Genomic DNA, 22,683 nt, shown 5'->3' with positions numbered 1-22,683 from the left:
GGGTGTCCCGTCGGTCGTCACGGGACCGTCGTCGTGGACGTGTCGGGCGGGACCGGCGGGCCGGTGGTTGCCGTCCGCGCGGGGCGGTCAGGACACCGGGACCATCCGTCCCTGTCCGTCCCACGCGGTGAGCGGGCGCAGGCCGTCGGGGGTCCACTCGCCCGCCACGGTGACGGGGCGGCCCGCGCTGACGCCGAACAGCCGCCAGCCGGACTCGGTGGTGGACCGCAGCGGCAGGGACTCACCCGCCGGATCGGTGAGCCACCAGCCGCCGTCGCGGGCGCAGACGACGTCGGCGAGGACCACCGGCCACGCCTCCAGCCACGGGTCGGCGGCCAGGGCGCGGGCGTGGTCGGCGAGGGCGTCGGCGACGGAGCCGCCGGGCGGAGGGGCCGCGCGGTGTTCGGCGTGGCGGGCGGTGACCACGGCGCGGTTCTCGGCGGTGTGGAAGGCCAGCTCGGCGTCGAGGACGGTGCCGACCCGGATCGAGGCGTCGTGGCCGCGTCCCGGCCCGGCGAAGGACAGCAGCATGGCGGTGCGTCCGGAGTCGCGGCCGCGCAGCCAGATCCGGCGGCCGCTCACCCGGTCGGCGTCGAAGTCGTGGCGGCACAGGACGTGCCAGTGGTCGCGGACCGCCGCGGCGGGGTCGGGCTCGGGCGGCGGGAAGCCGATCCGGGCGCGGACCGTGGCGCGCACGGGTTCGGGCAGTTCGTCACGGCGGCGGTAGCCGGTGCACAGCAGGTGCAGCAGCGCGTACTCGGTGAGGAGGCGGTCGGTCCAGTCCGGTCCGGCCGCGGCCCCGGCCAGGGCGCGCACCTGTTCGGCGAGCCGACCGGCCTGGGCGTCGACGAGCCGCGCCGCCACGGCGTCCCACTGCCCGTAGCCCTTCTGGCGGCTGTCGACCAGTCCGGCGCCGACCTGGTCGCGCAGCCACGTCTCCAGCTCGGCGAGGCCGTCGGCCACCCGCTCCTCGCGGAGGCGGGCGCGGCGGGCCGCGGCCTCGGGGTCGGCCGGGGTCTTCCTGGCGGCCCCGGCGGTCCTGGGTCCGGCCGCGCTGGCGCGCCTGGTCAGCCACTCCCCCACCCAGGCGGGGCCCGTGTCCTCGGCGACCTCGCCCTCGGCCCACAGGTACAGCAGGGCGAGCACGTGCTTGCAGGGGGTCTTGCGGCTGGGGCAGCTGCACCGGTAGGCGGGCGCACCGGAACCGGTCAGGTGCGCGGCGGCCTGGTAGGGCTTGGACCCGCTGCCCCTGCACTCGCCCCACACCACCTCGGCTCCTCCGGGAGCGTCGGTTCCCGGGTCGGCCGCCCGCCAGCCCCGGTTCGGCCACGAGGCGGGTTTGGCGACCTTCTGCGCGGCCTTGCGGGAGGAGGCGTCGGGGGCGAGGGCCCAGACGTCGTTGGTGCTCCATCGTTCGCTCACGGAAAGGACAGTAGGGGCGGGGTGTGACAAAACAGCGATCACCGCGGCGACCTGGGAGGAACCTCCGGAAGCGCCCTGCCGGGCGTCCGTCTCCCGGCTCCGCGGAGGCGGCGGGGCAACGGCGGGGCCGCTTCCGCGGCGGTGCGGAGTCTGTCGGTGGCGCCGTGGACAATGCGGCCATGAACCACGAGATCGGGTGGGACGCGGTCGCCGACGCCGACTGGCCACGGCTCTTCCACGCCCACGGCGCGGCCCACGACACCCCCGCACACCTGCGCGCGCTGGTCCACGGCGACGGTGGCGCCACCGGACAGGCCCTGGACCACCTGTGGAGCGCGGTGATCCACCAGGGCGCCCCCTGGCCGGCGACGGCTCCGGCGGCCCGGGTCGTCGCCGGTGTGCTCGCCGAGGAGTCCCTGTCCCGCCTCGCGGGCGGCCCGGCCACCGTCGCTCCGGGGACGCGCAGGCCGCTGCGGGCGGCGCTGCTGGACTTCCTCGCCGCCGTCGCCGAGGCCGGGCGGCCCGACATCCCCGACGACGAACTGGCGGCGGCGGCCTTCCCGCCCGGCCTGGAGCAGGCGCGGCTCGACGCGGCGCTGGAGGCGGTCCTCACCCGGGACGCGGGCGTGTGGAGGGAGGAGGCGGAGTGCGTCGGCGCGCTGATGAGCCGTGCCCTCGTCGACATCCGCTCCGCCGCGCCAGCGCTCCTGGAACCGGCCCTCGCGTGTCTGGACGACGCGGCCCCTCGGGTGCGTACCAGTGCCGCGCACGCGGCGGTCGCGACGGCCGCGCTCCTCGGGGACGGGAGCACGGACGAGCGCCTCGCCTCCCGGATCGCCGACGCGGCGCGGCGTGCCCGGGACCGCGACGAGCGGGCCTGTCTCGTGCTGGCGCTGGGCGACCTGGGTCAGGCTCCCGGGGAGTTCCTGTCCGATCCCGACCCGGCGGTGCGCGCCTGCGCCGCGCTCGCCCCGGCGTTGGCCGGGGATTGCGACGCCACCGAGGAGATCCTGACAGCGCTGACCGACCCGACCGCCGCCGACGCGTGGTTCACCCACCGGCCGCCGCGACTGCGGTACGGTCCCCGTTTCGTGCTGGTCGAGGCGGCACTGGCGCGGGTCGCGGACTTCGACCGGCTGCTGCCCGCCGCGTGCGCGGTCGCCGCCGTGGCCCACCCCTTCACCGTCGCCTTCGACTGGGGGCCGCTGCTGCGCGCCGCCTTCCCCGCTGCGCCGCCCGCTCCGGCGGCGCCGGACGACCTCACCGAGGCGCAGCGGACCTACCTGCGCGCGCTCGTCGCCAACGAGCGGCTGTGGGACGGCCGGATCGGCAACACGGCCCTGGCGCTGCGCCGGGTGGGGCTGCCCGAGGACCGCGACGCCTGCCGCAGACTCGCCTCCCCTTGAGGGTCCCGACGCGAAAGGGCCGTCCGCTCGGGGCGGACTCGGGCCCCTCGCGTCGGGACCGCCCGTTCTAGGTGAGGCGGGCGCGTTCGTACGGTCGGGGCCACAGGCCGTCGCCCGCGCGCAGCGCCTCGGCGGCGCGCAGCGGCCAGTGCGGGTCGCGCAGCAGCGCGCGGCCCAGCAGCACCGCGTCGGCGGAGCCGGAGGCGACGATCTCCTCGGCCTGCTCGGGCGCGGTGATCAGGCCGACCGCGCCGGTCGGCACGTCGGCCTCGGTTCTGATCCGCCGGGCGAAGGGCACCTGGTATCCGGGGCGGATCCGGATGGGGGCGCGCGGCACCGCGCCGCCGCTGGAGGTGTCGACGAGGTCGACGCCGCGTTCGGCGAGCAGTCGGGCCAGGCGCACCGAGTCGTCGCAGGTCCAGCCGCCGTCGACCCAGTCGGTGGCGGAGAGCCGCACGAACAGGGGGCGCTGCCGCGGCCAGACCTCCCGTACCGCCTCGGTGATCTCCAGCAGCAGTCGCACCCGGTTGTCGAAGCCGCCGCCGTAGGCGTCGGTGCGGTCGTTGACGAGGGGGGAGTAGAACTGGTGGGCCAGGTAGCCGTGCGCGAAGTGCAGTTCCACCACGTCGAATCCGGCGGCCTCGGCGCGGCGGGCGGCCGCGGCGAAGCGCCCGGGCAGTTCGGCGATCTCCGCGGTGGTCAGCGCGCGCGGTGCGGCGAGGCCACCGAACGGCCTGCCGGTGGCACTGACCGTGGTCCAGCCGCCCTCCGACTCGGGGACCGTGCGCTCCTCCTCCCAGGGGGGAGCCGTGGACGCCTTGCGGCCCGCGTGCGCCAACTGGATCGCGGGCACCGCGCCGTGGCCGCGCAGGAAGTCGGTGATCCGCCGCCAGGCGGCGACCTGCTCGTCGTTCCACAGCCCGGTGTCGGCGGGGCTGATCCGGCCCTCGGGGACCACGGCGGTGGCCTCGGCCATCACCAGTCCGGCCCCGCCGGTGGCGAACTGTCCGAGGTGGACCAGGTGCCAGTCGTCGGGCACTCCGTCCACGGCCGAGTACTGACACATCGGGGAGACCCACACCCGGTTGCGGATGACGGTGTCGCGCAGTTTGATCGGTTCGAAGAGGAAGCTCACACAGAGCACGAATCGACGCGGTGCGCTCCCGCATTCCCCTCCTCGCTGTGAGATGCGCCACAACAGCCGAATGTGGGAGCGCTCCCATCCGGACGCCCGCCGACCCGTGCCGCTCCGGGGGACCGGGGCCGCGCCCGCCCGCCGTCAGTCGACCGGAGCCAGCCAGAAGTCGTCCCGCATGCCGGGAGCGGAGGAGGGCACGAACTTCAGGCTGCCCTGGCCGTCCTCGGAGGCCCAGCCGCAGAGGATGTCCCCGTCCTCGTAGTCGGGGCCGATCAGCTCCACCTCGTCCATGTCGCAACGGACGTGCTCGGCACCGGACCTGTGGCGGGCGCAGTCCTCGACGACGTCGCGGGCGACCGCGCGCCCCTCCGCGGCCTCGGCGCTGTAGGTGGTGACGGAGCCGCCGTTGGAGACCTCCGCGTTCCACGGCACCTCCAGGCCCCGGTAGGTGACGGTGCAGGTGACCTCCACCCTGTCCTGGGAGTCGCCGATCTCGGGACACTCGGCGGTGGTGCCGAGGGGCAACTCCCTGGCGTACTCGGCGGTCGCCCGGAGGATCTTCCACTCCAGCCGCTCGACGACCGGTGCCCCCTCCGCGGGCTCCGGAGGCAGCATGCCCTCGTCGAGCGCCGGGGCCTCCTCCGGCACGGCTGCGGCCCGGTACTGGCTGAGGTCGGGACCGCCGCACGCGCCCAGCGCGGTCGCGGTCGCCGCGGCGGCGGCCGCGGCGACCGCCCGCCGCAGCCGCTTCCTGGTGGGGGGAATCGTCATCGCTGCTTCTTCTCTTGTTCTCGACGTCGGTACCGCGGGACGGGAGCGACGGGAAGGGCCACTCAGCGGCTCCGCCGCGTAACGCCCCGCATTCGGGCCATTCTTCCGTCTTCCGGCGCCCGCACGGCAACTCCGGCCCCGCGCGACCGGAACCGGCCGATCGCCCCACTCCCCACCACACCGCCCGCCCCGCCCCAAAAGCCGCACGGAGCCGCATACTCACCTGCGCTTTTGGTAGGGGCCTCCAAGGAGGGCAGGCGGTCCGCGCCGTGGGACGGGGGTTCGCGGCGCGGACGGCTCATCGCTTCCGACGCGCACACGGAGGAAGAGCAATGCAGCACGACACGTTCATCGGACAGGTGCAGGCACGGGCCCGGCTGGACAGCAGGGGGGCGGCCGAGGCGGCGACCAGGGCGACACTGGAGACCCTCGCCGAGCGGATTCCCGCCGACCTCGCCAACGACCTCGCCGCACAGCTCCCCAGGGAGATCAGCGAGCACGTACGACGCATCACCACCCAGGCCGGGGCCGAACACGGGAGCCGGTTCGGCCAGGACGAGTTCATCTCCCGCGTCAGGGACCGGGCGCACACCGACGACCCGAAGGCCGCGCACATGGCGCGGGTGGTCTTCGAGATCCTCGACGAGGCGACCACCGGCAGCACCATGGACAAGGTCCGCCACAGCCTGCCGGACGACCTGCGCCAGCTCACCCTGGCCGGCAGCACGGGCTGAGCACCGCTCCGACGGACGGCGGCGGGACCGGCCGACGACCGCGGAGCCGTCCGTCCGGCGTCGCGGTCGTCCCGGTCCGGACACGCTCGGCCGGACACGTCCGCCACCCGCCGTGGAGAGGAGACGACCGTTGATCGCACACCAGGAACTCATCGACCGTGTCGCCGCACACGACGAGGTCGCCGACTCCGAGGAGGCGCGCCGCGCGGTCCACGCCGTGGTGGCCGCCCTGTCCCCGCACCTCGTCCCGCGCGCCAGGGAGGAGCTGCGCCAGGAACTGCCGAGATCGCTACGGAACAACGTCGGCGGTACCGGCGCCGCCTTTGCGACCGACTCCGGTGCGCTGGCCCGACGGGTGGGAGAGGACCTGCACTGCCCGCCCGAACACGGACTGCAGCTGACCCGGACGGTGCTGTCCGAGATCGCCCTGGCCTCGCCCGGCCTGGGCGAGGACCTGGCCGTCTCGCTGCCGGAGGACCTCGCGGAGTGGGTCCGCGACCCGGTCGGGGCCCAGGGGCGCTCCGACACGGGAGCGACCGGGGCACCGTCCCGTCTCGACGAGGCCACCCTGAGCGCCGCCCGGGAGCGGCTACCCGACTGGGAGGGCGACACCCGTCGCCTCACCCGGTCGGTGCGGCTGCCCAAGGACCGGATCCCGCCGCTGCTGGCCCGCGTCGACCGGCTCTGCCGGGACCTGAACAGCTCGCCCCACCACGAGACCACCGACGACGGCATCGTGTTCACGGTGCAGACCGCGTCGGTGGGCGCGGTGACCACCCAGGACATCGAACTGGCCGAACGGGTGGACCGGGCGGTCGCGGAGGTGGGGTCGGGCGGCTGAGCCAGACCGCGACCGGCGAGAACAGATTCGAGGAGGCACCATGGCGCTGCTGCACGACACCGACGAGGTCCGCAGGGCCCTGTCGGATCTCGACTACCCGGCCGGCAAGGAGGCGGTCGTGGCGTGCGCCGAACGCAACGCTGCCTCGACCGAGGCGCTGAAGGCGGTGCGGGCGCTGCCGCTGGGCGACTACGCCAACGAGGACGAGATCCTGCGGTCGATTCCCGTCGACCCCGCCGCGCCGCGGCAGCGGACCCCGGCCGAGCAGGACCAGCAGAGCAGGCAGGCCCGGCAGAGCAAGCCGGGACTGGCCGAGCACATGCGAGAGGCGTCGCCCACCCCCATCGAGGAGGAGCTCGGGGAGAACCGGGGAAGCTGACCGGTCGCGGAGCACGGCAGCACAGCACGGGGGCGGTGACCGCCGAGCGGTCGCCGCCCCCGCGGTCGTCCGGGTCAGGTCGCCGCGAGCGCCTTGCGGCCCAGTTCGTTGGCGAACCGCTCCAGCTTGCCCGCCGTCTCCTCCTCCTGCAGGAGGTTGGTCTCCAGCAACTGGATGCACGTGGTCTCACCCATGAGCATCGCCTTGTTGACCAGGCCCCGGTAGGCGGCGATCTCGAAGTGCTCGGTCTTGTCCGCCCCGGCCAGCGCGAACATCGTCAGCACCTGGGGAGACGGGTTCATGTCGGCGAACTGGCGGAACTCCTGGTGGATCGCGTCGACCACGGGGCAGGGGACCTGCTGCGGCGACTCACCGATCGCCTGGAAGCACTGGTCCAGGTTCTGGATCTGCTGCTGCGTCTCCTCCCTGTGGTGGCGCAGCATCTGCGACAGGGTCGAGTCGTTGACCTTGCCGGACACCTCGTCCAGCATCTCGACGATCTTCTTCTCGCCGGTGTAGATCGACGAAAGGTTGTAGACGAACAGGTCCCTCGGGTTCTCCAGCCTCATTGTCTCTCCTTGTCGCGTGGTCGGACGAGTCGGACGGACTCGCACGGGTCGCCGACTACCCCCACCCCGTGGGACCCACCCCGTTTGCCCTGAGTTTTACGGTTTCTTCGGGACCGTCTCACACCGGCGCGTCCGCGGTCGGAGCACCGCTCCAAGAGGAGCCCCCTGTCGGACAATTCCTCGGTCAATCCGGGATTGCTCCTCGCGCGTTCCGGTCAGGGGGATGCGCCATGAGCAGCGTCACAACCGACATCCCCGCCCGGCTCGACCGCCTGCCCTGGGCCCGTTGGCACTGGCTGGTCCTGGTCGGGCTGGGCAGCGTGTGGATTCTGGACGGTCTAGAGGTCACGATCGTGGGCGCGATCGGTTCGCGCATCACCGAACCGGGCAGCGGCCTGGAGATCAGCGAGGCGCAGGTCGGTTTCGCCGCGTCGGTCTACATCATCGGCGCCTGCTCCGGGGCGCTGTTCTTCGGCCACCTGACCGAGAGGTACGGCCGCCGCAGGATCTTCCTGGTCACCCTGGGCGTCTACCTGGCGGCCACGGCGCTGACCGCGTTCTCGCCCAACGTGTGGTGGTTCTACGCGTGCCGGTTCTTCACCGGCTTCGGTGTCGGCGGGGAGTACGCGGCGATCAACTCGGCGATCGACGAGATGGTTCCGGCGCGGCTGCGCGGCCGGATCGCGCTCATCATCAACGGGTCGTACTGGCTGGGGGCCGCGGCCGGGGCGGCGATGGCCTACCCGCTCCTCAATCCCGAGATCCTGCCCGAGGACATCGGCTGGCGGGCGACGTTCGCGATCGGCGGCGCGCTGGGCCTGATCATCCTGGTGGTGCGGCGCGTCGTGCCGGAGAGCCCGCGCTGGCTGGTCATCCACGGCCGCGAGGAGGAGGCCGAACAGGTGGTGCGCGGCATCGAGCAGGAGGTCGCCGCCGAGACCCACCGCGACCGGCTGCCCCCGATCGACCCCAACCGCGTGCTGACCCTGCGGCAGCGCGACACCACCACGTTCCGGGAGCTCGCCGCCACCATGGTGCGCACCTACCCGCGGCGCACCGTTTTGGGCCTGTCGCTGTTCATGGGGCAGGCGTTCCTGTACAACGCGGTGTTCTTCACCCAGGCGCTGGTGCTGACCGTGTTCTTCGGCGTCCCCTCGGGACTCGCGCCGCTGTTCATCATTCCGCTGGCGCTGGGCAACTTCCTCGGTCCGGTGCTGCTGGGGCCCCTCTTCGACACCGTGGGCCGCAAACCCATGATCGCGGGCACCTACATCGGCTCCGGACTGCTGCTGGTCGGCACCGGAGTTCTGTTCCAGAACGGGCTGCTGACCGCCGTCACGCTGACCGTGTGCTGGTGCGTGGTCTTCTTCGTCGCCTCCGCGGGCGCCAGCTCCGCCTACCTGACCGTCAGCGAGATCTTCCCCATGGAGACCCGCCCCCAGGCCATCGCCCTGTTCTACGCGACGGGCACCGCCCTGGGCGGCATCCTCGGCCCCGGCCTGTTCGGGATCCTGGTGGGCAGCGGCGAGGCGGGCCGGGTGGCGTTCGGCTACTACCTGGGCGCGGGACTGATGATCGCCGCGGGGATCGTGGAGATCCTCATCGGTGTCGAGGCGGCCCGCCGTTCCCTGGAGGACATCGCCGCCCCGCTGAGCGCCGAGCGGACACGGCGGTCGGCTACTCCACCAGGGCGTCCGTCAGCCTCCGCAACTCCTCCGTCGTGACGCCGCGGTCCACCAGGTAGCCGCGGGCACCCCCGTGGTCGGCGTCGAGCCGGTCGAGGAAGACCTCCATGGTGTCGGGGAAGGCGCTGAAGGTCTCCTCCGGCATGGCCGCGAGCCGCTGCTGGTAGGCGGGGACCCCGCTCAGCTGGGCGTGGATGGCGTCGAGGTGGGCGCCGGTGCGCGCGTAGTCGGCCACGATGTCGTCCCGGTCGGCGCCGACCGCCGCGAGCACGAGCGCGACCGCGGCTCCGGTGCGGTCCTTGCCGGCCGCGCAGTGGACCAGGGCGGGCAGGCGGGGACGCTCGCCCAGGGTGCGCACCATCCGGGTGAGCGAGTCGGCGGCGTGCTCCAGGTAGCGCAGGTAGTGGGCGGCGATCGCGGTGCTGCTCCTGGGCGGGCTGTCGGCCATCCGGCGTCCGCCCGCGTACAGCGGCAGGTGGGCGACCCCGACTCCGGCCTCGGCGAGCGCGGGGCTGTCCGCCTCGCTCGCCTCGGTCCGGCCGCGCAGGTCGATGCGGGTGCGCACGCCGATGTCGTGGACGAGCCTGCGCGCCTCGGCCGCGTCGAGGAACTGGGGGGTGGCGCTGCGGTAGAGCCGCCCGGTGCGGATTCTGCCGCCGTCGGCGGTGCGCGCTCCGCCCACGTCGCGGAAGTTCATCAGGGTGGTGAAGGGGAGATGGGCGGATTCGGGGGACCGGGGCTGGGGGGTCTCGCTCGTCTGGGTCACCCGGCCATCTTCGCCCATGCCCAGCGGCCGGACAATCCGGGCTTTCGCCGTTGCGGCCGTGCGGTCTTCGGTCCGGTCGAAGACCGCACGGCCGCGCCGCGCGCGTCACGACAGCACGTTGCGCACACTCGCCGAGACGGTCGGGCTCGTCACCATCGAGGTGTGGCTGACGCACAGGGTCAGCCGGTTGTCCGCGCCCTCCAGCGTCACGCTGCTGTGGGGCAGGACGACGAGGTCGCACGGGGAGCGGAGGGTCGTGTAGGTCACGTTCCCGGGGGTGGGGTCCCCGCCGTTGAGGATCTGCAGGAACCGCGAGCCGACGACGACCTCCGCGCAGGCGGGGCTGGTCCGCACGCACGGCAGCTCCACGACCGATCCCCGGTTGGGGCCACCGAGGGAGATCCAGTTGTCGACGCGGTCCTGGCCGCCGAGGAACCTGACGTACCAGCGGGAGGAGAGGCTGCCCATGGAGTGGGCGACGATGTCCGCCCTGTCCGCGCCGGTCTCGGCGAGCGCCTGGTCGACCTTGTCGGCGACCTGTTCGGCGATCACCGTGTTGGAGACCGAGGCGTCGTAGGTGACGGTGTACAGCTCGTCGCGGTCCCACCCGTCGTCGACGAAGTCCTCGATCATCGAGTCCCAGTTGGAGCCGCTGCCGCCGTAGCCGTGGACGAAGACGACCGGGTCGCGTCCGTCGGCGTGGGCGGTGGCGGGCACCGCGACGGCGAGCGCGGCTGCCAGCCCCAGGACCGCTGCCGTTGTCCTGCGCATTCGCTTCCTCTTTTCCGGAGCACGGCGCGTGCCGTGGTTGCGTCGACCGTTCACCGGAGAGTCCCGCCGGGTGCGCGGGCGACCTCCGCCCGGCCTCTCGGGAACGGAAAAACCGCTCCGCCCGCCGGGGTGCGGACCGTACGGGCGGCCAACAGACCCTCCGGTGACAGAAAGCTCACATCCGGTGACGGATCGCGTCAATGCCGGGCGTGCAGGTCTGGTGGTTTCACCGATGACCTGCCGCCGGCTCCGGTGCGACTCTGGAACCGCCTGCGGCGAACCGCGAGAACGGCGGGCCGGGCGCACTCCGCGCGCGGGACGCGTCCGCGCCGCCGCCCCGACCAGAATCGGAGAACCCGGCATGCACACCTTCACCTCCTCCGACGGCGTGGAGATCGCCTACCGCCTGTGGGACTGGGAGCGGGAGTCCGCGCTCCCCCCGGTCCTGCTGTACCACGGGTTCATCGCCGACGGGGAGCTGAACTGGGTGGGGCCGGGTGTGGTGGACGCGCTGCGCGCGGCCGGGCGCCGTGTCGTCGCCATCGACGCCCGCGGCCACGGCGCCTCGAGCAAGCCGCACGACCCGTCCTACTACGGCGAGGCCCGCATGGCCGAGGACGCCTCCCGACTGCTCGACCTCCTCGGCGTCGCCCGCGCGGACGTCGTCGGGTACTCGATGGGCGCGGTCGTGTGCCTGCTGCTCGCGGTGGCGGACTCACGGGTGCGGCGCATGGTCATCGGGGGTGTGGGCGCGGCCGTGGTGGAACTCGGCGGGGTCGACACCCGCGTCCTCGACAGCGGTGCACTCACGGAGGCGTTCACCGCGGAGGACCCCGCGTCGGTCGCCGACGAGCAGGCGGCGGCCTTCCGCGCCTTCGCCGACATGGTGGGCGCCGACCGCACGGCACTGCTGGCCCAGACCCGCTCGATGCACTCCTCCCCCATCCCCCTGGACGCGATCACCGCGCCCACCCTGCTGCTGGTCGGGGCCGACGACCCGCTCGCGGCCCGTCCCGAGGTGCTCGGCGCGGCCCTCCCCGGCGCACGCCTGCGTGTCGTGGCGGGGGACCATCTCGGGGCCCTGCGCGCCCCGGAGTTCACCCCGGCGGTCGTCGACTTCCTCGCCGCGGCGGACTGACCTCCCGGGTGTTCCGGGCGACCGGGGCCGTCCGGAACACCCGGGGCGGCCACCCCCTGCCCCTGAAGCGGACCTGCACAAACACTGTCTGCGAACAGGCAAAAAATCTTTACCCCGCGTGGTAGCTATGTAACTGTGGGTTCTCAGTGGAGTCAGGTCAGGTTATTCACCAAGCTCGTCAGCGCCGTACTGGCGTTCACCGCGGGCGTCGCCCTCGCCGGGCACGAGGCCGGACTGTGGAGGTTCTCCCCCCGAGGGGAGTTCTACCTCGCCGCGGTCGGCATCACACTGGTCTTTCTCGCCTCGGTGGCCTCGGCGGTCCAGCAGTGGCGGTCGGCCAACGCGGAGGTCACCCTGAGAAACGTCCAGCAGGGCGCCACCCACGCCCTCAACGCCCTGCTGTTCCGGATCCAGGACGAGACCGGAATCGACATGCGCGACCTGGGAGCCACCGTCCACCTGCGCACCCGCACCGGCCTGTGGCCGCGCCGCCGTGAGCGACTGGTGCCCGTGGCGCGCGTGCGCTTCCGGGCCACCAGCGCCTCCGGCATCGTCTGGCGGCCGGGGGTGGGGGTCATCGGCTGCTGTGTGGAACTGGGCAAACTTCTGGTCATGGATGTCGCCGCGCTGGACCGGCGCCTGGAGGGGACGAGCGCCGCCGAATGGGAGGAACTGAGGTCCAAGGAGCGGCCGGACCCCGGAGGACAGGCGCTCACCCTGGGCATGAGCTACCGTGAGTGGCAACGGGCCAAGGGCAAGTTCAGCGTCGTCCTGGCCACCCCGCTGCTCGGGCGGTCCTCGACCGGATCGAAGGTCCTGGGGTGCGTGTCGGTCGACATCATGACGCCCGACCCCAACCCCGACAGCTACTCGCTGCTGTCCGGCGAGGCCGTACGGTTCGCCGCCGGCGCCGCGGCGAACGAGATCAGCAACGTCCTGGTGGCCTCCTCCTGATTCCGCGCCCACCGCCGCAGAGACGAGGGACCTTGAACGACAGCAGACGGTTGGCGATCCGCCGCCTGGTCGCCGAACCGAGGCAGACCGAGGAGTCGCGCAAACTCCTCGTCGCGGAGATGGAACGGCTCGGCGCCCCGTCGGCGCGGGCCGCCGTCCGGTGCTTCGACGCCCGCCGCGCCGTGCGGGACGCCTCCGCCCTGCGCCGTCTGTTCTCCCGCCGCCACCGGTGATCCGCGGCGGCGCGGATCACCCCCGGATCTGCAGCCGCCGTCGCAGCATTCGGCCGACGGGCGGCCACGACGCCGTGCGCAGCGGCAGGTCGCGCAGCCACAGCCGGAAGCGGTCGGGCGGCGCGTAGAGGCCCTTGACCCGACGGCCGAGCCGCTGTTTGCGCTCGACCTCCGGACGCAGTCCGGCCTCCCACTCGGCGAGCGCGGCGCCGATGTCGTCGCCGTGCCGTTCCAGGGCGGCCCCGAGCAGGTCGGCGCCGCCGACGGCGAGCGCGGAGCCGTATCCGGCGAACAGGGTGACGCACCAGGCGGCGTCGCCGAGCAGCACCACCCGGCCGCTGCTCCAGCGGTCGACGACCATCTGGCTGACGGTGTCGAAGTAGACCGCGTCGGTCTCGTCCAGGCGGGCGAGGATCTCGGGGGCGACCCAGCCCGCGTCGCCGTAGACGCGGCGGAGCGCCCGGTGCGGCCCCTCGGCCAGGTCGGCGGCCGGGTCGGCGGCGCGGTAGCCGAAGAAGGCGGCGCTGCGGCCGTGTCCCAGGTCGATGACGGCGAGGGTGCGCCCGCGGTCGGTCATCGAGGCGGTCGCGCCCGCGGGCGCGGCGTCGGGTCGCCGGTCCAGCATGAGGACGCCGACCACGTGGCCCAGGTCGCGGCGGAAGTCCGACTCGGGGCCGAAGACCCGGGCCCGGGTCGCCGAGTGCAGGCCGTCGGCTCCCACGAGCAGGTCCGCGGTCTCGGTGCTGCCGTCGCTGAGGGTGGCGCGGACCTGGAGGGCGTTGGCGGCGATGTCCTCGACGACGGTGCCGAAGCGGATGTCGGCGTGCTCGCGGACCGCCGCGTGGAGGACGTCCTCGATGTCGCCGCGCAGCAGGGTGAGGGAGCGCTCTGCCGTCATCGCCCGCACGGTCGGCCCCGGGACCGTGAACGCGGTCTCGCCGGTGGGCTTGACGTAGACCAGCGCGTCGGGGATGATGCGGCGCTCGGTGAGCGCGGGGAGGACGCCCATGCGCTCGGCGGCGTCGTAGCCGAGTCCGGCGAAGGTCACCCCGTATCCGCCGGTCCTGCGCTCCGGGGCGCGTTCCACGACCACGGTGCGCCAGCCCGCCCGGTGCAGGCGCAGGGCGGTGGCCAGTCCCGCGATGCCCGCGCCGACGATGACGGCCTTCTTCCGCTGTGGGGACACGGTCCTCACTCCTCGGGGGTGGTCAGGGCGGTGGCGACGATGTCGATGAGCAGGTCGAGGATCTCGGGGTAGCGGTCGGGGTCGCGCAGGTGCTCGGCGTGGACCGGGGTGAGCAGCACGATCTGCAGGAGTCCGACGACCACCGCGGGGTCGGCGTCGACGAGGCGGCCCCCGCGCTGCTCGCGGGCGATGTAGTCGTCCAGCGCGGTGACCGGGTTGTCGGCGAGGGCGGCCATACGGGAGGGGTCGATCCTGCGGGCGACCGCCCGCATCTCCTCGGGGTGGGTCATGAGCCGCCGGTAGAGGGGATCGGTGGTGATCTCGGTGACGGTGGCGTGCAGGAAGCGGCGCAGCGCCTGCCGGGTGTCGTCCTCGGCGTACAGCGCCTCGTCGATGACGCGGCGCTTGACCTCGGCCGTCTGGCGGATCATCAGCTCCAGGTAGAGCGCCTCCTTGGAGTCGAAGAACTGGTAGAAGCTGCTCTTGGCGATCCGGGCGGGGGCGACCAGCTCCTCCAGGGAGGTCTTGCGCAGGCCGCGGGTGGTGAACAGGGCGCGGCCGTTGTCCAGGAGCAGTTCGGTGATGCGGGCCCTCTCCTCGGCCGAGAACGCGGGTGGCACGGCGGGCTCCTCTCGTGGACGGCGGTCCGGTGTCGCACCGGACTCCTGAGTCCATAAAAACAAATCAGTTTTTTGTTCGCAAGAGAAAGGGGTCCTCTCCCGACCGCGGCGGCCTCGGTGAGCGGGAGGGAGCGCCTGGCCGGGGCGACCGTCGCGGGGTTCAGGGCGGTGTGCGGCGGGGCCGCCCGCGCAGCAGCGCCGACTCTCCTGCGGGAAAGCGCGGCACAGCGGGTCAGCGGCTGGTGTGCTCCCCCGCCTCCCGCTCCGGCCGCTCCGCCCTGTCGACCCGCGTTCCGGCCAGCAGGTCGGCGTAGGTGCGGCCGGAGCCGCGGACCGCCGCGACCGCCTGCGCCCCCACCGCGGCGTAGGCGGCAGCCGCCAGCGCCGTTCCCCGGGCCTGGGCCCCACCGAAGAAGTCCCACACCGCCTGGTGGCCCAACTCCCAGGGCAGCGCGGTCTTGGCGAGCAGCCGCGTGAGGGCGCGGCGGTATCCCGGCGGGCGGCCCGAAAGGTCGCTGACCCGCAGCCGCAGCAGCCGTTTGCCCGGGGTCGCACCGCGCGCCTCGGCCCAGGCCAGGGCGGCGACCGCGGGGAGGGTCAGTCCGAGCCCGACGCCCAGCCGGGCCCCGGCGGCGGGGGCGGCGACTGCGGCAGAGGCGGCGCGCCTGCGACCGACGAGCAGCCACGCCAGGGCCGGTGCGGACGCCAGCAGGGCGTAGTCGACCCCCGTGGCCAGGGCGCGACGGACCGGCAGGTCGACATCGGGGGTGGTTCCCACCGGCGTCCGCCCCCTCTCCTCCGGAACGTCGGGGAGTCCGTCCGCCGACGCCCCCTTCTCACCTCCCCATCGTCGCGTACCGCGCCCGCGGCGGAACGCGGGACGGAGCGCAGAATTCCGGAAAAGCGTCACCACAGGCCACCACGTCCCCATCCGAACATTTCCCATCAAAACACTGGGAAATCTTCTCCCGCCACAGATTGCACACACAACACCAGAAGTACCACGCCGAGTGGTATCGGACACGTCTTCCACAAGCACACCCCCCCATCCCGCCTGCCATTTTCCCAAAGGTATCCCTCCGGGACACCGCGATTTACTGATGCACTCACACGCGATTAATGAATGCTCCCTAGACATGTTTTCACCCTCGCGCGGACACGTCCCCCGCAACTCCGCGGCCAACAGAAAGGCCACCACCCCGGAAACCGAGAGAGGAAGCGGCTGACACGCGCGGCTCATCCTCCATTCACGAGGAACCGGTCCGAGAACAAGAGGAAATGGTGAGCGTGTGACCATCGAAACCGAGACGGCGCCGCCCCCGCCGGGCACCCAGCCGGACGCCCTCGCCGCGCACATCAGCGGCCTCGGCAAGTCCTTCGGCGGACTGCGCGCGCTCGACGGCGTCGCCCTGAGCGTCTCCCCCGGACAGGTCTACGGGGTGCTCGGCCCCAACGGCGCCGGAAAGACCACGCTCCTGCGCATCCTGCTGGGCCTGGTCCGCCCCGACAGCGGAACGGTTCGCGTCCTCGGGCACGCCCCCGGGGACCGGCGCGCCCTGCGCGACATCGGCGCGCTCATCGAGGCCCCCGCCTTCGTCCCCGGCCTGAGCGGCCGCGTCAACCTGCGCGTGCTGGCCCGCGCCCGCGGCCTTCCCGACAGCGAGGTCGACCGCGTCCTGGGACTGGTGGACCTGGCCGACCGGGCGGGCGACCGCTTCGGCGGCTACTCACTGGGCATGCGCCAGCGGCTGGGGGTGGCCGCCGCGATGCTGGGCGACCCCCGCCTGCTCATCCTGGACGAGCCCACCAACGGACTCGACCCGGAGGGCGTGGTGTGGATGCGCCAACTGGTGCGCGACCTGGGCTCCTCGGGGCGCACCGTGCTGTTCTCCTCCCACATGCTCGGCGAGGTCGAGCAGGTGTGCGACCGCGTCGTCGTCCTCAACCGCGGCACGGTCGTCGCCGAGGACTCCATGGACCGCATCCGCACCCCCGACGTCTCCCTCCACCTGCACGCCACCCCGGACGAGACGGTGGGCCGGGTGCTCGCCGCGGCGGCGGGAACGGGCGAACCGGTCCACGAGGAGCCGGGCCGCTGGCTCACGCGCGCCGACCCCGACGAGGTCCCCGGCATCGTCCGCGCCCTCGTCGAGGCCGGAGCCGACGTCCACGAGGTCCGCGCGGAGCGCCAGTCGCTGGAGGACGCCTTCTTCAGACTGACCGAAACCCAGGAGGAACGTTCGTGATCCCCGCGCTCAACTCCGAACTGCTGCTGCTCCGCCACCGCGGAGCCCCCTACGCGGTGGGCGCGGCCTGGGTCGCGATGGTCGTGTCCTTCGCCTTCCTCGTCCCCTACATCGTCTACGCCAACCTGGACGCCGGGCAGGACCGCGACCAGATCCTCCTGGCGCTGCTGCCCGAGGCGGTGGCGAGCACGTCGGTGAGCAGCTACCCGCTCTTCGGCGGCGCGATGATGCTCATCCTCGGCGTGCTGCTGACCGGGTCGGAGTACCGCTGGAACACCTGGACCGCGCGCCTGTCCCAGGGGCCCGACCGCATACAGGTGGTGGCGGCCAAGTTCACCGCGGGCGTGATCGCCGCCGCCCTCGTCGCCGCGGCCGCGCTGCTCGCCGCGGTCGCGGCCTCGGTCGCCGTCGCCCTCGTCACCGACCGGCCCGTGCGGTGGCCGGGCGCGGTCGACCTGCTGGCGTCCCTGGGCGGCGCGGCCCTGATCTCGGTGGCGTGGATGAGCGTGGGAGCCGCCCTGGCGGTGGCCTTCCGCGGCACCAGCGTCGCCCTGGCGGTCGGCCTGCTGTGGACCCTCGGTCTGGAGAGCGCCGTCTCCGGCCTGGCGTCGATGTTCGGCCCGCTGGAGCCGGTGCGCTCGGTGCTGCTGGGCACGGCCAGCGGCTCGCTGGTGGCGGCCCTGGGCGCGCCCACCCTGGAGGAGGGCGGCACCCCCGGTGTGGTGGACCACCTGGACGCGCCCGCCGCGGTCGCCGTGCTGCTCGCCTATACCGCGCTCTCGGTCGCCGTGGCCGCCTGGCTGATCCGCCGCAGGGACATCTCCTGAGCCCTCCCGTCCCGCACCCCGTCGTCATGTCTGGAGGACCGTTGTCCACACCGCTGCCCCACCGTCCCCGCCTCCGCCAGGACACCGTGGTCCTGGAGACCCCCGAAGGGGTCTTCGTGCGCGGCGCCGGAGACAGTTTCCTCGTCCGCGGCGCGGGCGCCTACCGCTACCTGTCGGCCCTGTCCCCCCACCTGAACGGATCGACGACGCTCGAGGAGATCACCGCCGGTCTGCCCGAGGCGCACGTCGACGCGGTCCGCTCCCTGCTGTCGCGGCTCGCCGCGCGCGGCGTGGTCTTCGACGCGCCCGAGCCGGGGGGCGTGGTCGGCGAGGAGCTGCGGGAACGCTTCGAGGCCCAGGTCTCACTGCTGGAGCACCACGGCGACGACGGGCGCGGCTTCCTGCGGCTGGCCGAGGCGCGTGTGGTCGTCGTCTCCGACACCGCGCGGGGCGGCTCCGAACTCGCCGACGCCCTGGCGGCCAACGGCGTGGGCGCGGCGGGCGAGGTCGCGGTGCGCTCCTTCGCCGACGGCGTCGACGCGTCCGGAGCGGACCTGGTGTGCCTGCTGGCCGTCGACGGGCCGCAGCCCCGCCTGCTCGAACACGCCCGGGCGGCCCGGACCGCGGGGGCGGCGGTCCTGCCGCTGCTGCGCGTGGGCCACCGACTGGTCGTCGGGCCGTGGCAGGGGCCCGACGGGGGCGTGGACGTGTGCTCGCTGCTGCTGCGCCTGAGCGACAACGCGGTCCCCGAGGTCCTGGGGATGTGGCAGGCCGTCGGCGCGGGCGTCGCCGCCCCCGCCCTGCCCCCGCTGCCCGGGGCCGCGGCGTCGATGGCCGTGGCGATCATGGGCTTCGAGGTCTTCAAGTCCCTGAGCGGCGTGCTCGCCTCCGACGTCGCCGATCGCGCGGTCGTCGTCGACTCCCGGTTCCTGACCGCGCGCGGCGAACCGGTGGTGGCCCACCCCGCGGGAGACGCTGCGCCGACGCCGCGCGACGCCACGGCGGTGGAGGACCCGACCGACGTGGAGGACGCCTACACCCGCTTCGAGGGCGTGGTCGCCGAGACCACCGGCATCATGGGCCGCTTCGACGACGACGCCCTGCCGCAGATCCCGGTGAAGGTGTCGGTGCTGCACGCCCCGGCCGTGCGACCGGAGCCGATCGCGGCCTTCGCCTCCGACACGGTGATGCGGGCGCGTCTGACGGCGCTGGAGGCGGCGTCCGCCGAGTACGCGCTGGGCGTACATCGACGCTGCGCCCTGCTGCCGGGGGCCGCCGGGGACGCGCGGTCCGTCGAGGCGCGCCTGCTGGAGACCTGGCTGGGGACGGCGCTCCCCGAGAGCCGACCGGTCGCGGCGCGCGACATGGCCGACGGGACGGCGCTGGCCGTGGAGGGTGCCGCCGTGCTCGCCGGTCCCTGGGACCGCGACGCCGCCTGCTTCGAGCCCGCGCTGACCGGGCTCGCCGCCGCGCCGACGGCCCGCGAGGCGGCGGAGCGGGCGCTGCGCGACGCCGCCGCGGCCCGGGTGCTGGCCCTGGCGGCGCGCGGGCGGGCCCCGCTGCTGGCCGTCGGGCCCGACCTGCTCGACAAGGTCCTCGACGGCGCCGAACGCGCCCGCCTGGCCATGTTCGCCGCGGAACTGGACGGCCCCGGCGGCGCCCCCGAACTGCTGGCGGTCCCCGGAGCGGTCCCGGTCGCCGTGGTGCGCACCGCGCGCCGGACTCTGGCCCGGCACGGCGCGACCTGGGCCGAGGCCGCCGAGACCGCGCTGCGGGAACTGGCGGGCCACCGCCAGGTGGCGGCCGAGCCCGGCGAGGCCCCAGGCGGCGCCTCCGACCTCACCGGCGTTCCCGCCGCGACGCTGGACGACCCGTCCCCACTGCGGACCGCGGGCGGCACCGAGCAGGTGCTGGCCCGCCTGGCCGCGGACGGCCGCCGCGCCGCGCTCCTCGATCTCACCCCGCCCGACCTGGCCGGGGTGACGCATGTGGCCCGCGTCCTGCTCTACCGGACCGCCGGCTCCTGAGCCGAGGGCGGGTCACCTGCTCGCGTCGCGGTCCGCGCCGCGGCGACGCATCCCCCCATGAGAGGAGGTGAAATCCCGTGAACCTCCAAGAGGAACTCCTGGCCCTGGAGACGACCACCTTCGAGATCGAGGACATCTCCGACCTCGGCGGTGACCTGGCCGGCTGGTGCAGCTCCAGCTGCTCCTGCTCCAGCTGCTGCTCCTGCAGCACCTCCAGCTGCTGCTCCACCAGCACCAGCACCGGCTGCGGCGGCGGCTGACCCGCCGAACGCCCTCCGCCGCGGGGAGTGACCCCCGCGGCGGAGGCCCGGCCGGGAGTCTTCGGACGTCAGGGCGGTCCCTGGCGCCGAGGTCCCTGACGCTCCCGGCCGGGGTTTCCGGCTCCGTGGCGCGGTCGCGTCACGGAGCCGGTCCGCTCCATCGTCACGAAAGGAAGAGCCGCATGTCCAGCCCGTCTCTGGGACTGGAGCTCATGGAGCTGGAGGCCGTCACCTTCGAGGTCGAGGACATCGCCGACCTCGGCCAGGAGGCGGCCGCCTGGTGCAGCTCCAGCTGCTCCTGCTCCAGCTGCTGCTCCTGCAGCACCTCCAGCTGCTGCTCCACCAGCACCAGCACCTCCAGCTGCGGCTGAACGGCCCCATGACCACGGGACGCCGGGCGGCGCCGCTCCGGTCCTTCGGGGCGGCGGCCCGCGCACCCGTGGGGGCGCGTCCGCACCCGGCGGCCGCGTCCCGATCCCACCCGTTTTCCGAACCGAACAAGGAGGACCCATGTCCACCCAGTCCCTCGGCATGGAGCTCATGGAGCTCGAGGCCGTCACCTTCGAGGTCGACGAGATCGCCGACCTGTCCGACCAGTTGGCCGCCTGCAGCTCCAGCTGCTCCTGCTCCAGCTGCTGCTCCTGCAGCACCTCCAGCTGCTGCTCCACCAGCACCAGCACCTCCAGCTGCGGCTGACCCCCGCAGCAAGGCGGCGCCGCGGGCCGCGGTCCGCGGCGCCGCCCCTCCCCCGCACGACGAGACGAGAGGTGTCAGATGACGACGATGGTGGCCCCGGCCTCCGGAGCCGGGCCGACGAGTCCCGCGGCGCGGTTCGGCCGGATGATCGCCGACCGCCTGCGCGGCGTCCCCGGGGCGATCGACGTGGCAGTTCTGGGAGTCCCCGGCGCGGACGGCGGCGAGGTGGTCCCTCTGGGCGGCGGGGACGAGCGGGTCGGGGTGAGCGTCCGCCTGTACGGGTCGAGCGTCATCGTCGCCGCCACCCCCGGCGCTCCGGGGCCCTGCCCCCGCTGCCTGGACCGCAGGTGGACCGTGTGCCGTCCCACCGCGGAGCGCGCCGCGCTGGAGGAGCCGCGCGGCGTCCTGGCCCCCGTCCAGGCCGTTCCGGGCAGCCACGCGGCGGCGATCGCCGCGTCCCTGGTCGAGACGGCGCTGCGCGGCGGCGACCCGCGCACCGCGCCGGTGTGGGAGATCGACACGCTCACCTCGGCCGTCAACCGCTTCGGCCTGATCCGCGACTCGGCCTGCGAGCGGTGCGCCCGGCCGGTCGACGACACCGCCGAGGGCGCGCGCATCACCCTGGCCCCGGCCCCCGTGGCGCCCGGCGCCACCCGCACGCGCCGCCCCGAGGACCTGGACCTGCCGGTGGAGGCGCTGGCCAACCCGGTCTGCGGCATGCTCGGCGGCCCGGCGGTGCGCGCCTACCAGGCGACGGCGACCGCGCCGGTCAGCGGACGGCTGCACGTCCGCAGCAAGTACGCGCTGCACGAGATGTGGTGGAGCGGGCACGCCGAGAGCTACGCCCGCAGCGAACTGCTGGCCGCCCTGGAGGGGCTGGAGCGCGACGCCGGGCAACGGCCGCGGCGCGTCCGCGTGGCCCGGCGCGCCCGGGCCGCCGACCTGGACGCGCCCCACCTGGACCTGACCGAGTGCGGCCTGTACTCCGAGGAGTTCTACCGGGGCCACACCGGGCACTACGTGCCCTGGTCGGAGCAGCCCGAGGTGCCGTGGGTGTGGGGCTACTCGCTGCGGGACGAGCGCCCGCTGCTCGTGCCCGAGCAGATCGCCTACTACCTGGACCACCGTACCGACCACCGCAACACCGTCCAGGAGTGCTCCAACGGGTGCGCCTCCGGCGGCTCGGTGACCGAGGCGGTTCTGCACGGCCTGCTCGAACTGCTGGAGCGCGACGCCTTCCTCGTCAGCTGGTACGGCGGCCTGACCCCCACCGAGATCGACCTGGACACCGTCGACTCCGCCCTGGTGCGGCAGATGCGCGCGCACGTGGACCTCTTCGGCTACGACCTGCGCTGCTTCGACATCCGCACCGACCTTCCGGTCCCGGCGGTCGCGGCGGTGGCGGTGCGCCGCGACGACGGGCTGGGCACGCTGTGCTTCGCGGGCGGCGCGTCGCTGGACCCGGCCGACGCGGTACGCGCGGCCGTGTGCGAGACCGCGTCCTACATCTCCGGCTTCCCCGAGCGGGTGGAGGCCGCCCTGGAGCGCGTCGAGCGCATGGCCGACGACTACCGGCTGGTGACCGAGCTGTCCCACCACGCGCTGCTGTTCGGCCTGCCCCGGATGGCTCCGCTGGCCGACCACTGGCTGCGCCAGGACGAGCGGCGCCCCCTGGACGAGGTGTTCGCCGACTGGACGGCGGGCCGCGGGGCCCACCGCGACCTGCGCGAGCCCGTGCGGGAGATCGTCGCCATGCTCGCCGACCGGGGCATGGACACCGTCGTCGTCGACCAGACCACCCCCGAGCAGCGCCTTCTCGGTCTGCACACGGTCGCGGTGATCGTGCCCGGCCTGGTCCCCATCGACTTCGGCTGGGAGCGGCAGCGCGCGCTGCACCTGCCCCGCACCCGCTGGGCCCCCCACCGCGCCGGGCTGATGCCCCGACCGCTGCGCGCCGACGAACTGCACCGCGTCCCCCACCCCTTCCCGTGACCGGTCCAGGCCGCGGCCCCGG

The 22,683-nt window shown here is 73.9% G+C and carries 24 protein-coding genes; 15 read left to right on the top strand and 9 right to left on the bottom strand.

Annotated features, from left to right (window positions below; translation table 11 throughout):
• Positions 1–87: 87 nt before the first annotated feature.
• The gene (locus tag NI17_RS05365) at positions 88–1,422 is read right to left on the bottom strand and encodes an SWIM zinc finger family protein (RefSeq protein WP_243597624.1); all 1,335 of its coding nucleotides are present in this window, start codon (positions 1,420–1,422) and stop codon (positions 88–90) included.
• A gap of 179 nt (positions 1,423–1,601) precedes the next feature.
• Here NI17_RS05365 and NI17_RS05360 point away from each other — a divergent pair, with 179 nt between their 5' ends.
• The gene (locus NI17_RS05360; protein ID WP_068692025.1) at positions 1,602–2,828 is read left to right on the top strand and encodes a hypothetical protein; all 1,227 of its coding nucleotides are present in this window, start codon (positions 1,602–1,604) and stop codon (positions 2,826–2,828) included.
• 67 nt (positions 2,829–2,895) lie between these two features.
• Here NI17_RS05360 and NI17_RS05355 read toward each other — a convergent pair whose 3' ends face one another.
• Together NI17_RS05355 and NI17_RS05350 are read right to left on the bottom strand one after the other, a co-directional pair.
• Complete coding sequence (locus NI17_RS05355) at positions 2,896–3,963, bottom strand: NADH:flavin oxidoreductase/NADH oxidase (protein ID WP_068692089.1); 1,068 nt, start codon at positions 3,961–3,963, stop codon at positions 2,896–2,898.
• 144 nt (positions 3,964–4,107) lie between these two features.
• Complete coding sequence (locus NI17_RS05350) at positions 4,108–4,737, bottom strand: hypothetical protein (protein WP_119267517.1); 630 nt, start codon at positions 4,735–4,737, stop codon at positions 4,108–4,110.
• Positions 4,738–5,069: 332 nt separating this feature from the next.
• On the opposite strand from NI17_RS05350, the gene NI17_RS05345 reads away from it, so the two are divergent.
• From NI17_RS05345 to NI17_RS05335, 3 genes are all read left to right on the top strand, one after another.
• The gene (locus tag NI17_RS05345) at positions 5,070–5,471 is read left to right on the top strand and encodes a DUF2267 domain-containing protein (protein WP_068692023.1); all 402 of its coding nucleotides are present in this window, start codon (positions 5,070–5,072) and stop codon (positions 5,469–5,471) included.
• 130 nt (positions 5,472–5,601) lie between these two features.
• Positions 5,602–6,312, top strand: coding sequence for a DUF2267 domain-containing protein (locus NI17_RS05340; RefSeq protein ID WP_068692021.1), 711 nt, complete (start codon positions 5,602–5,604; stop codon positions 6,310–6,312).
• A gap of 40 nt (positions 6,313–6,352) precedes the next feature.
• On the top strand, positions 6,353–6,691 hold the full coding sequence (locus tag NI17_RS05335) for a DUF2795 domain-containing protein (protein WP_068692019.1): 339 nt from the start codon (positions 6,353–6,355) through the stop codon (positions 6,689–6,691).
• Between the two features lie 74 nt (positions 6,692–6,765).
• Here the strand turns inward: NI17_RS05335 and NI17_RS05330 are convergent, their stop codons facing one another.
• Positions 6,766–7,260: a YciE/YciF ferroxidase family protein gene (locus NI17_RS05330; protein ID WP_068692017.1), complete on the bottom strand. Its 495-nt coding sequence runs from the start codon at positions 7,258–7,260 to the stop codon at positions 6,766–6,768.
• 230 nt (positions 7,261–7,490) lie between these two features.
• Here NI17_RS05330 and NI17_RS05325 point away from each other — a divergent pair, with 230 nt between their 5' ends.
• The gene (locus tag NI17_RS05325) at positions 7,491–8,984 is read left to right on the top strand and encodes an MFS transporter (protein WP_068692015.1); all 1,494 of its coding nucleotides are present in this window, start codon (positions 7,491–7,493) and stop codon (positions 8,982–8,984) included.
• On the opposite strand, the gene NI17_RS05320 is transcribed toward NI17_RS05325, so the two are convergent.
• Together NI17_RS05320 and NI17_RS05315 are read right to left on the bottom strand one after the other, a co-directional pair.
• Positions 8,938–9,711 (bottom strand): tyrosine-protein phosphatase, encoded by a 774-nt coding sequence (locus tag NI17_RS05320; protein ID WP_234401967.1) that lies wholly within the window; start codon positions 9,709–9,711, stop codon positions 8,938–8,940. The genes NI17_RS05325 and NI17_RS05320 overlap by 47 nt on opposite strands.
• A gap of 105 nt (positions 9,712–9,816) precedes the next feature.
• Entirely contained in the window at positions 9,817–10,482 is a 666-nt protein-coding gene (locus tag NI17_RS05315) for an esterase/lipase family protein (RefSeq protein ID WP_068692012.1), read from the bottom strand.
• A 361-nt stretch (positions 10,483–10,843) separates the two neighbouring features.
• Between NI17_RS05315 and NI17_RS05310 the strand changes: the two genes are divergently transcribed.
• From NI17_RS05310 to NI17_RS05300, 3 genes are all read left to right on the top strand, one after another.
• Positions 10,844–11,620 (top strand): alpha/beta fold hydrolase, encoded by a 777-nt coding sequence (locus tag NI17_RS05310; RefSeq protein ID WP_068692011.1) that lies wholly within the window; start codon positions 10,844–10,846, stop codon positions 11,618–11,620.
• A 135-nt stretch (positions 11,621–11,755) separates the two neighbouring features.
• Positions 11,756–12,574, top strand: a complete 819-nt coding sequence (locus NI17_RS05305) for a hypothetical protein (protein WP_068692009.1) — start codon at positions 11,756–11,758, stop codon at positions 12,572–12,574.
• 32 nt (positions 12,575–12,606) lie between these two features.
• The gene (locus NI17_RS05300) at positions 12,607–12,807 is read left to right on the top strand and encodes a hypothetical protein (RefSeq protein ID WP_068692007.1); all 201 of its coding nucleotides are present in this window, start codon (positions 12,607–12,609) and stop codon (positions 12,805–12,807) included.
• Positions 12,808–12,823: 16 nt separating this feature from the next.
• Here NI17_RS05300 and NI17_RS05295 read toward each other — a convergent pair whose 3' ends face one another.
• From NI17_RS05295 to NI17_RS05285, 3 genes are all read right to left on the bottom strand, one after another.
• Positions 12,824–13,993, bottom strand: coding sequence for an FAD-dependent oxidoreductase (locus tag NI17_RS05295; RefSeq protein ID WP_068692004.1), 1,170 nt, complete (start codon positions 13,991–13,993; stop codon positions 12,824–12,826).
• Between the two features lie 5 nt (positions 13,994–13,998).
• Positions 13,999–14,613, bottom strand: a complete 615-nt coding sequence (locus tag NI17_RS05290; RefSeq protein ID WP_068692002.1) for a TetR/AcrR family transcriptional regulator — start codon at positions 14,611–14,613, stop codon at positions 13,999–14,001.
• A 232-nt stretch (positions 14,614–14,845) separates the two neighbouring features.
• Positions 14,846–15,391, bottom strand: a complete 546-nt coding sequence (locus NI17_RS05285; RefSeq protein WP_068692000.1) for an RDD family protein — start codon at positions 15,389–15,391, stop codon at positions 14,846–14,848.
• Between the two features lie 511 nt (positions 15,392–15,902).
• Between NI17_RS05285 and NI17_RS05280 the strand changes: the two genes are divergently transcribed.
• The 7 genes from NI17_RS05280 to NI17_RS05250 all read left to right on the top strand — a co-directional run bounded on the left by NI17_RS05280 (position 15,903) and on the right by NI17_RS05250 (position 22,661).
• Positions 15,903–16,859, top strand: coding sequence for an ABC transporter ATP-binding protein (locus NI17_RS05280; protein ID WP_084012658.1), 957 nt, complete (start codon positions 15,903–15,905; stop codon positions 16,857–16,859).
• Entirely contained in the window at positions 16,856–17,686 is an 831-nt protein-coding gene (locus tag NI17_RS05275) for an ABC transporter permease subunit (protein ID WP_068691998.1), read from the top strand. Before NI17_RS05280 ends, NI17_RS05275 begins: the two co-directional genes overlap by 4 nt.
• Before the next feature lie 41 nt (positions 17,687–17,727).
• Complete coding sequence (locus tag NI17_RS05270; protein WP_068691996.1) at positions 17,728–19,713, top strand: hypothetical protein; 1,986 nt, start codon at positions 17,728–17,730, stop codon at positions 19,711–19,713.
• A 77-nt stretch (positions 19,714–19,790) separates the two neighbouring features.
• Positions 19,791–19,973: a hypothetical protein gene (locus tag NI17_RS05265; protein WP_068691994.1), complete on the top strand. Its 183-nt coding sequence runs from the start codon at positions 19,791–19,793 to the stop codon at positions 19,971–19,973.
• A 182-nt stretch (positions 19,974–20,155) separates the two neighbouring features.
• Complete coding sequence (locus NI17_RS05260) at positions 20,156–20,344, top strand: thiazolylpeptide-type bacteriocin (protein ID WP_157129742.1); 189 nt, start codon at positions 20,156–20,158, stop codon at positions 20,342–20,344.
• 139 nt (positions 20,345–20,483) lie between these two features.
• A complete protein-coding gene (locus NI17_RS05255) occupies positions 20,484–20,669 on the top strand; it encodes a hypothetical protein (protein WP_068691990.1) in 186 nt (61 codons plus the stop codon).
• A gap of 78 nt (positions 20,670–20,747) precedes the next feature.
• Positions 20,748–22,661: a TOMM precursor leader peptide-binding protein gene (locus tag NI17_RS05250; RefSeq protein WP_068691988.1), complete on the top strand. Its 1,914-nt coding sequence runs from the start codon at positions 20,748–20,750 to the stop codon at positions 22,659–22,661.
• The last annotated feature ends 22 nt before the right edge of the window (positions 22,662–22,683 follow it).

The organism is Thermobifida halotolerans (assembly GCF_003574835.2).
In the GTDB taxonomy this organism is placed as follows: Bacteria; Actinomycetota; Actinomycetes; order Streptosporangiales; family Streptosporangiaceae; genus Thermobifida; species Thermobifida halotolerans.
Note: the sequence above shows the minus strand (reverse complement) of the source record. Positions and strands in the feature narration are given on the sequence as shown.

What these genes read in the sequence shown, in the direction of transcription:
- NI17_RS05360 (WP_068692025.1), top strand. Translation starts at nt 1,602, where the DNA reads ATGAACCACGAGATCGGGTGGGACGCGGTCGCCGACGCCGACTGGCCA.
- NI17_RS05350 (WP_119267517.1), bottom strand. Translation starts at nt 4,737, where the DNA reads ATGACGATTCCCCCCACCAGGAAGCGGCTGCGGCGGGCGGTCGCCGCG.
- NI17_RS05345 (WP_068692023.1), top strand. Translation starts at nt 5,070, where the DNA reads ATGCAGCACGACACGTTCATCGGACAGGTGCAGGCACGGGCCCGGCTG.
- NI17_RS05335 (WP_068692019.1), top strand. Translation starts at nt 6,353, where the DNA reads ATGGCGCTGCTGCACGACACCGACGAGGTCCGCAGGGCCCTGTCGGAT.
- NI17_RS05330 (WP_068692017.1), bottom strand. Translation starts at nt 7,260, where the DNA reads ATGAGGCTGGAGAACCCGAGGGACCTGTTCGTCTACAACCTTTCGTCG.
- NI17_RS05325 (WP_068692015.1), top strand. Translation starts at nt 7,491, where the DNA reads ATGAGCAGCGTCACAACCGACATCCCCGCCCGGCTCGACCGCCTGCCC.
- NI17_RS05315 (WP_068692012.1), bottom strand. Translation starts at nt 10,482, where the DNA reads ATGCGCAGGACAACGGCAGCGGTCCTGGGGCTGGCAGCCGCGCTCGCC.
- NI17_RS05310 (WP_068692011.1), top strand. Translation starts at nt 10,844, where the DNA reads ATGCACACCTTCACCTCCTCCGACGGCGTGGAGATCGCCTACCGCCTG.
- NI17_RS05260 (WP_157129742.1), top strand. Translation starts at nt 20,156, where the DNA reads ATGTCCAGCCCGTCTCTGGGACTGGAGCTCATGGAGCTGGAGGCCGTC.
- NI17_RS05255 (WP_068691990.1), top strand. Translation starts at nt 20,484, where the DNA reads ATGTCCACCCAGTCCCTCGGCATGGAGCTCATGGAGCTCGAGGCCGTC.
- NI17_RS05250 (WP_068691988.1), top strand. Translation starts at nt 20,748, where the DNA reads ATGACGACGATGGTGGCCCCGGCCTCCGGAGCCGGGCCGACGAGTCCC.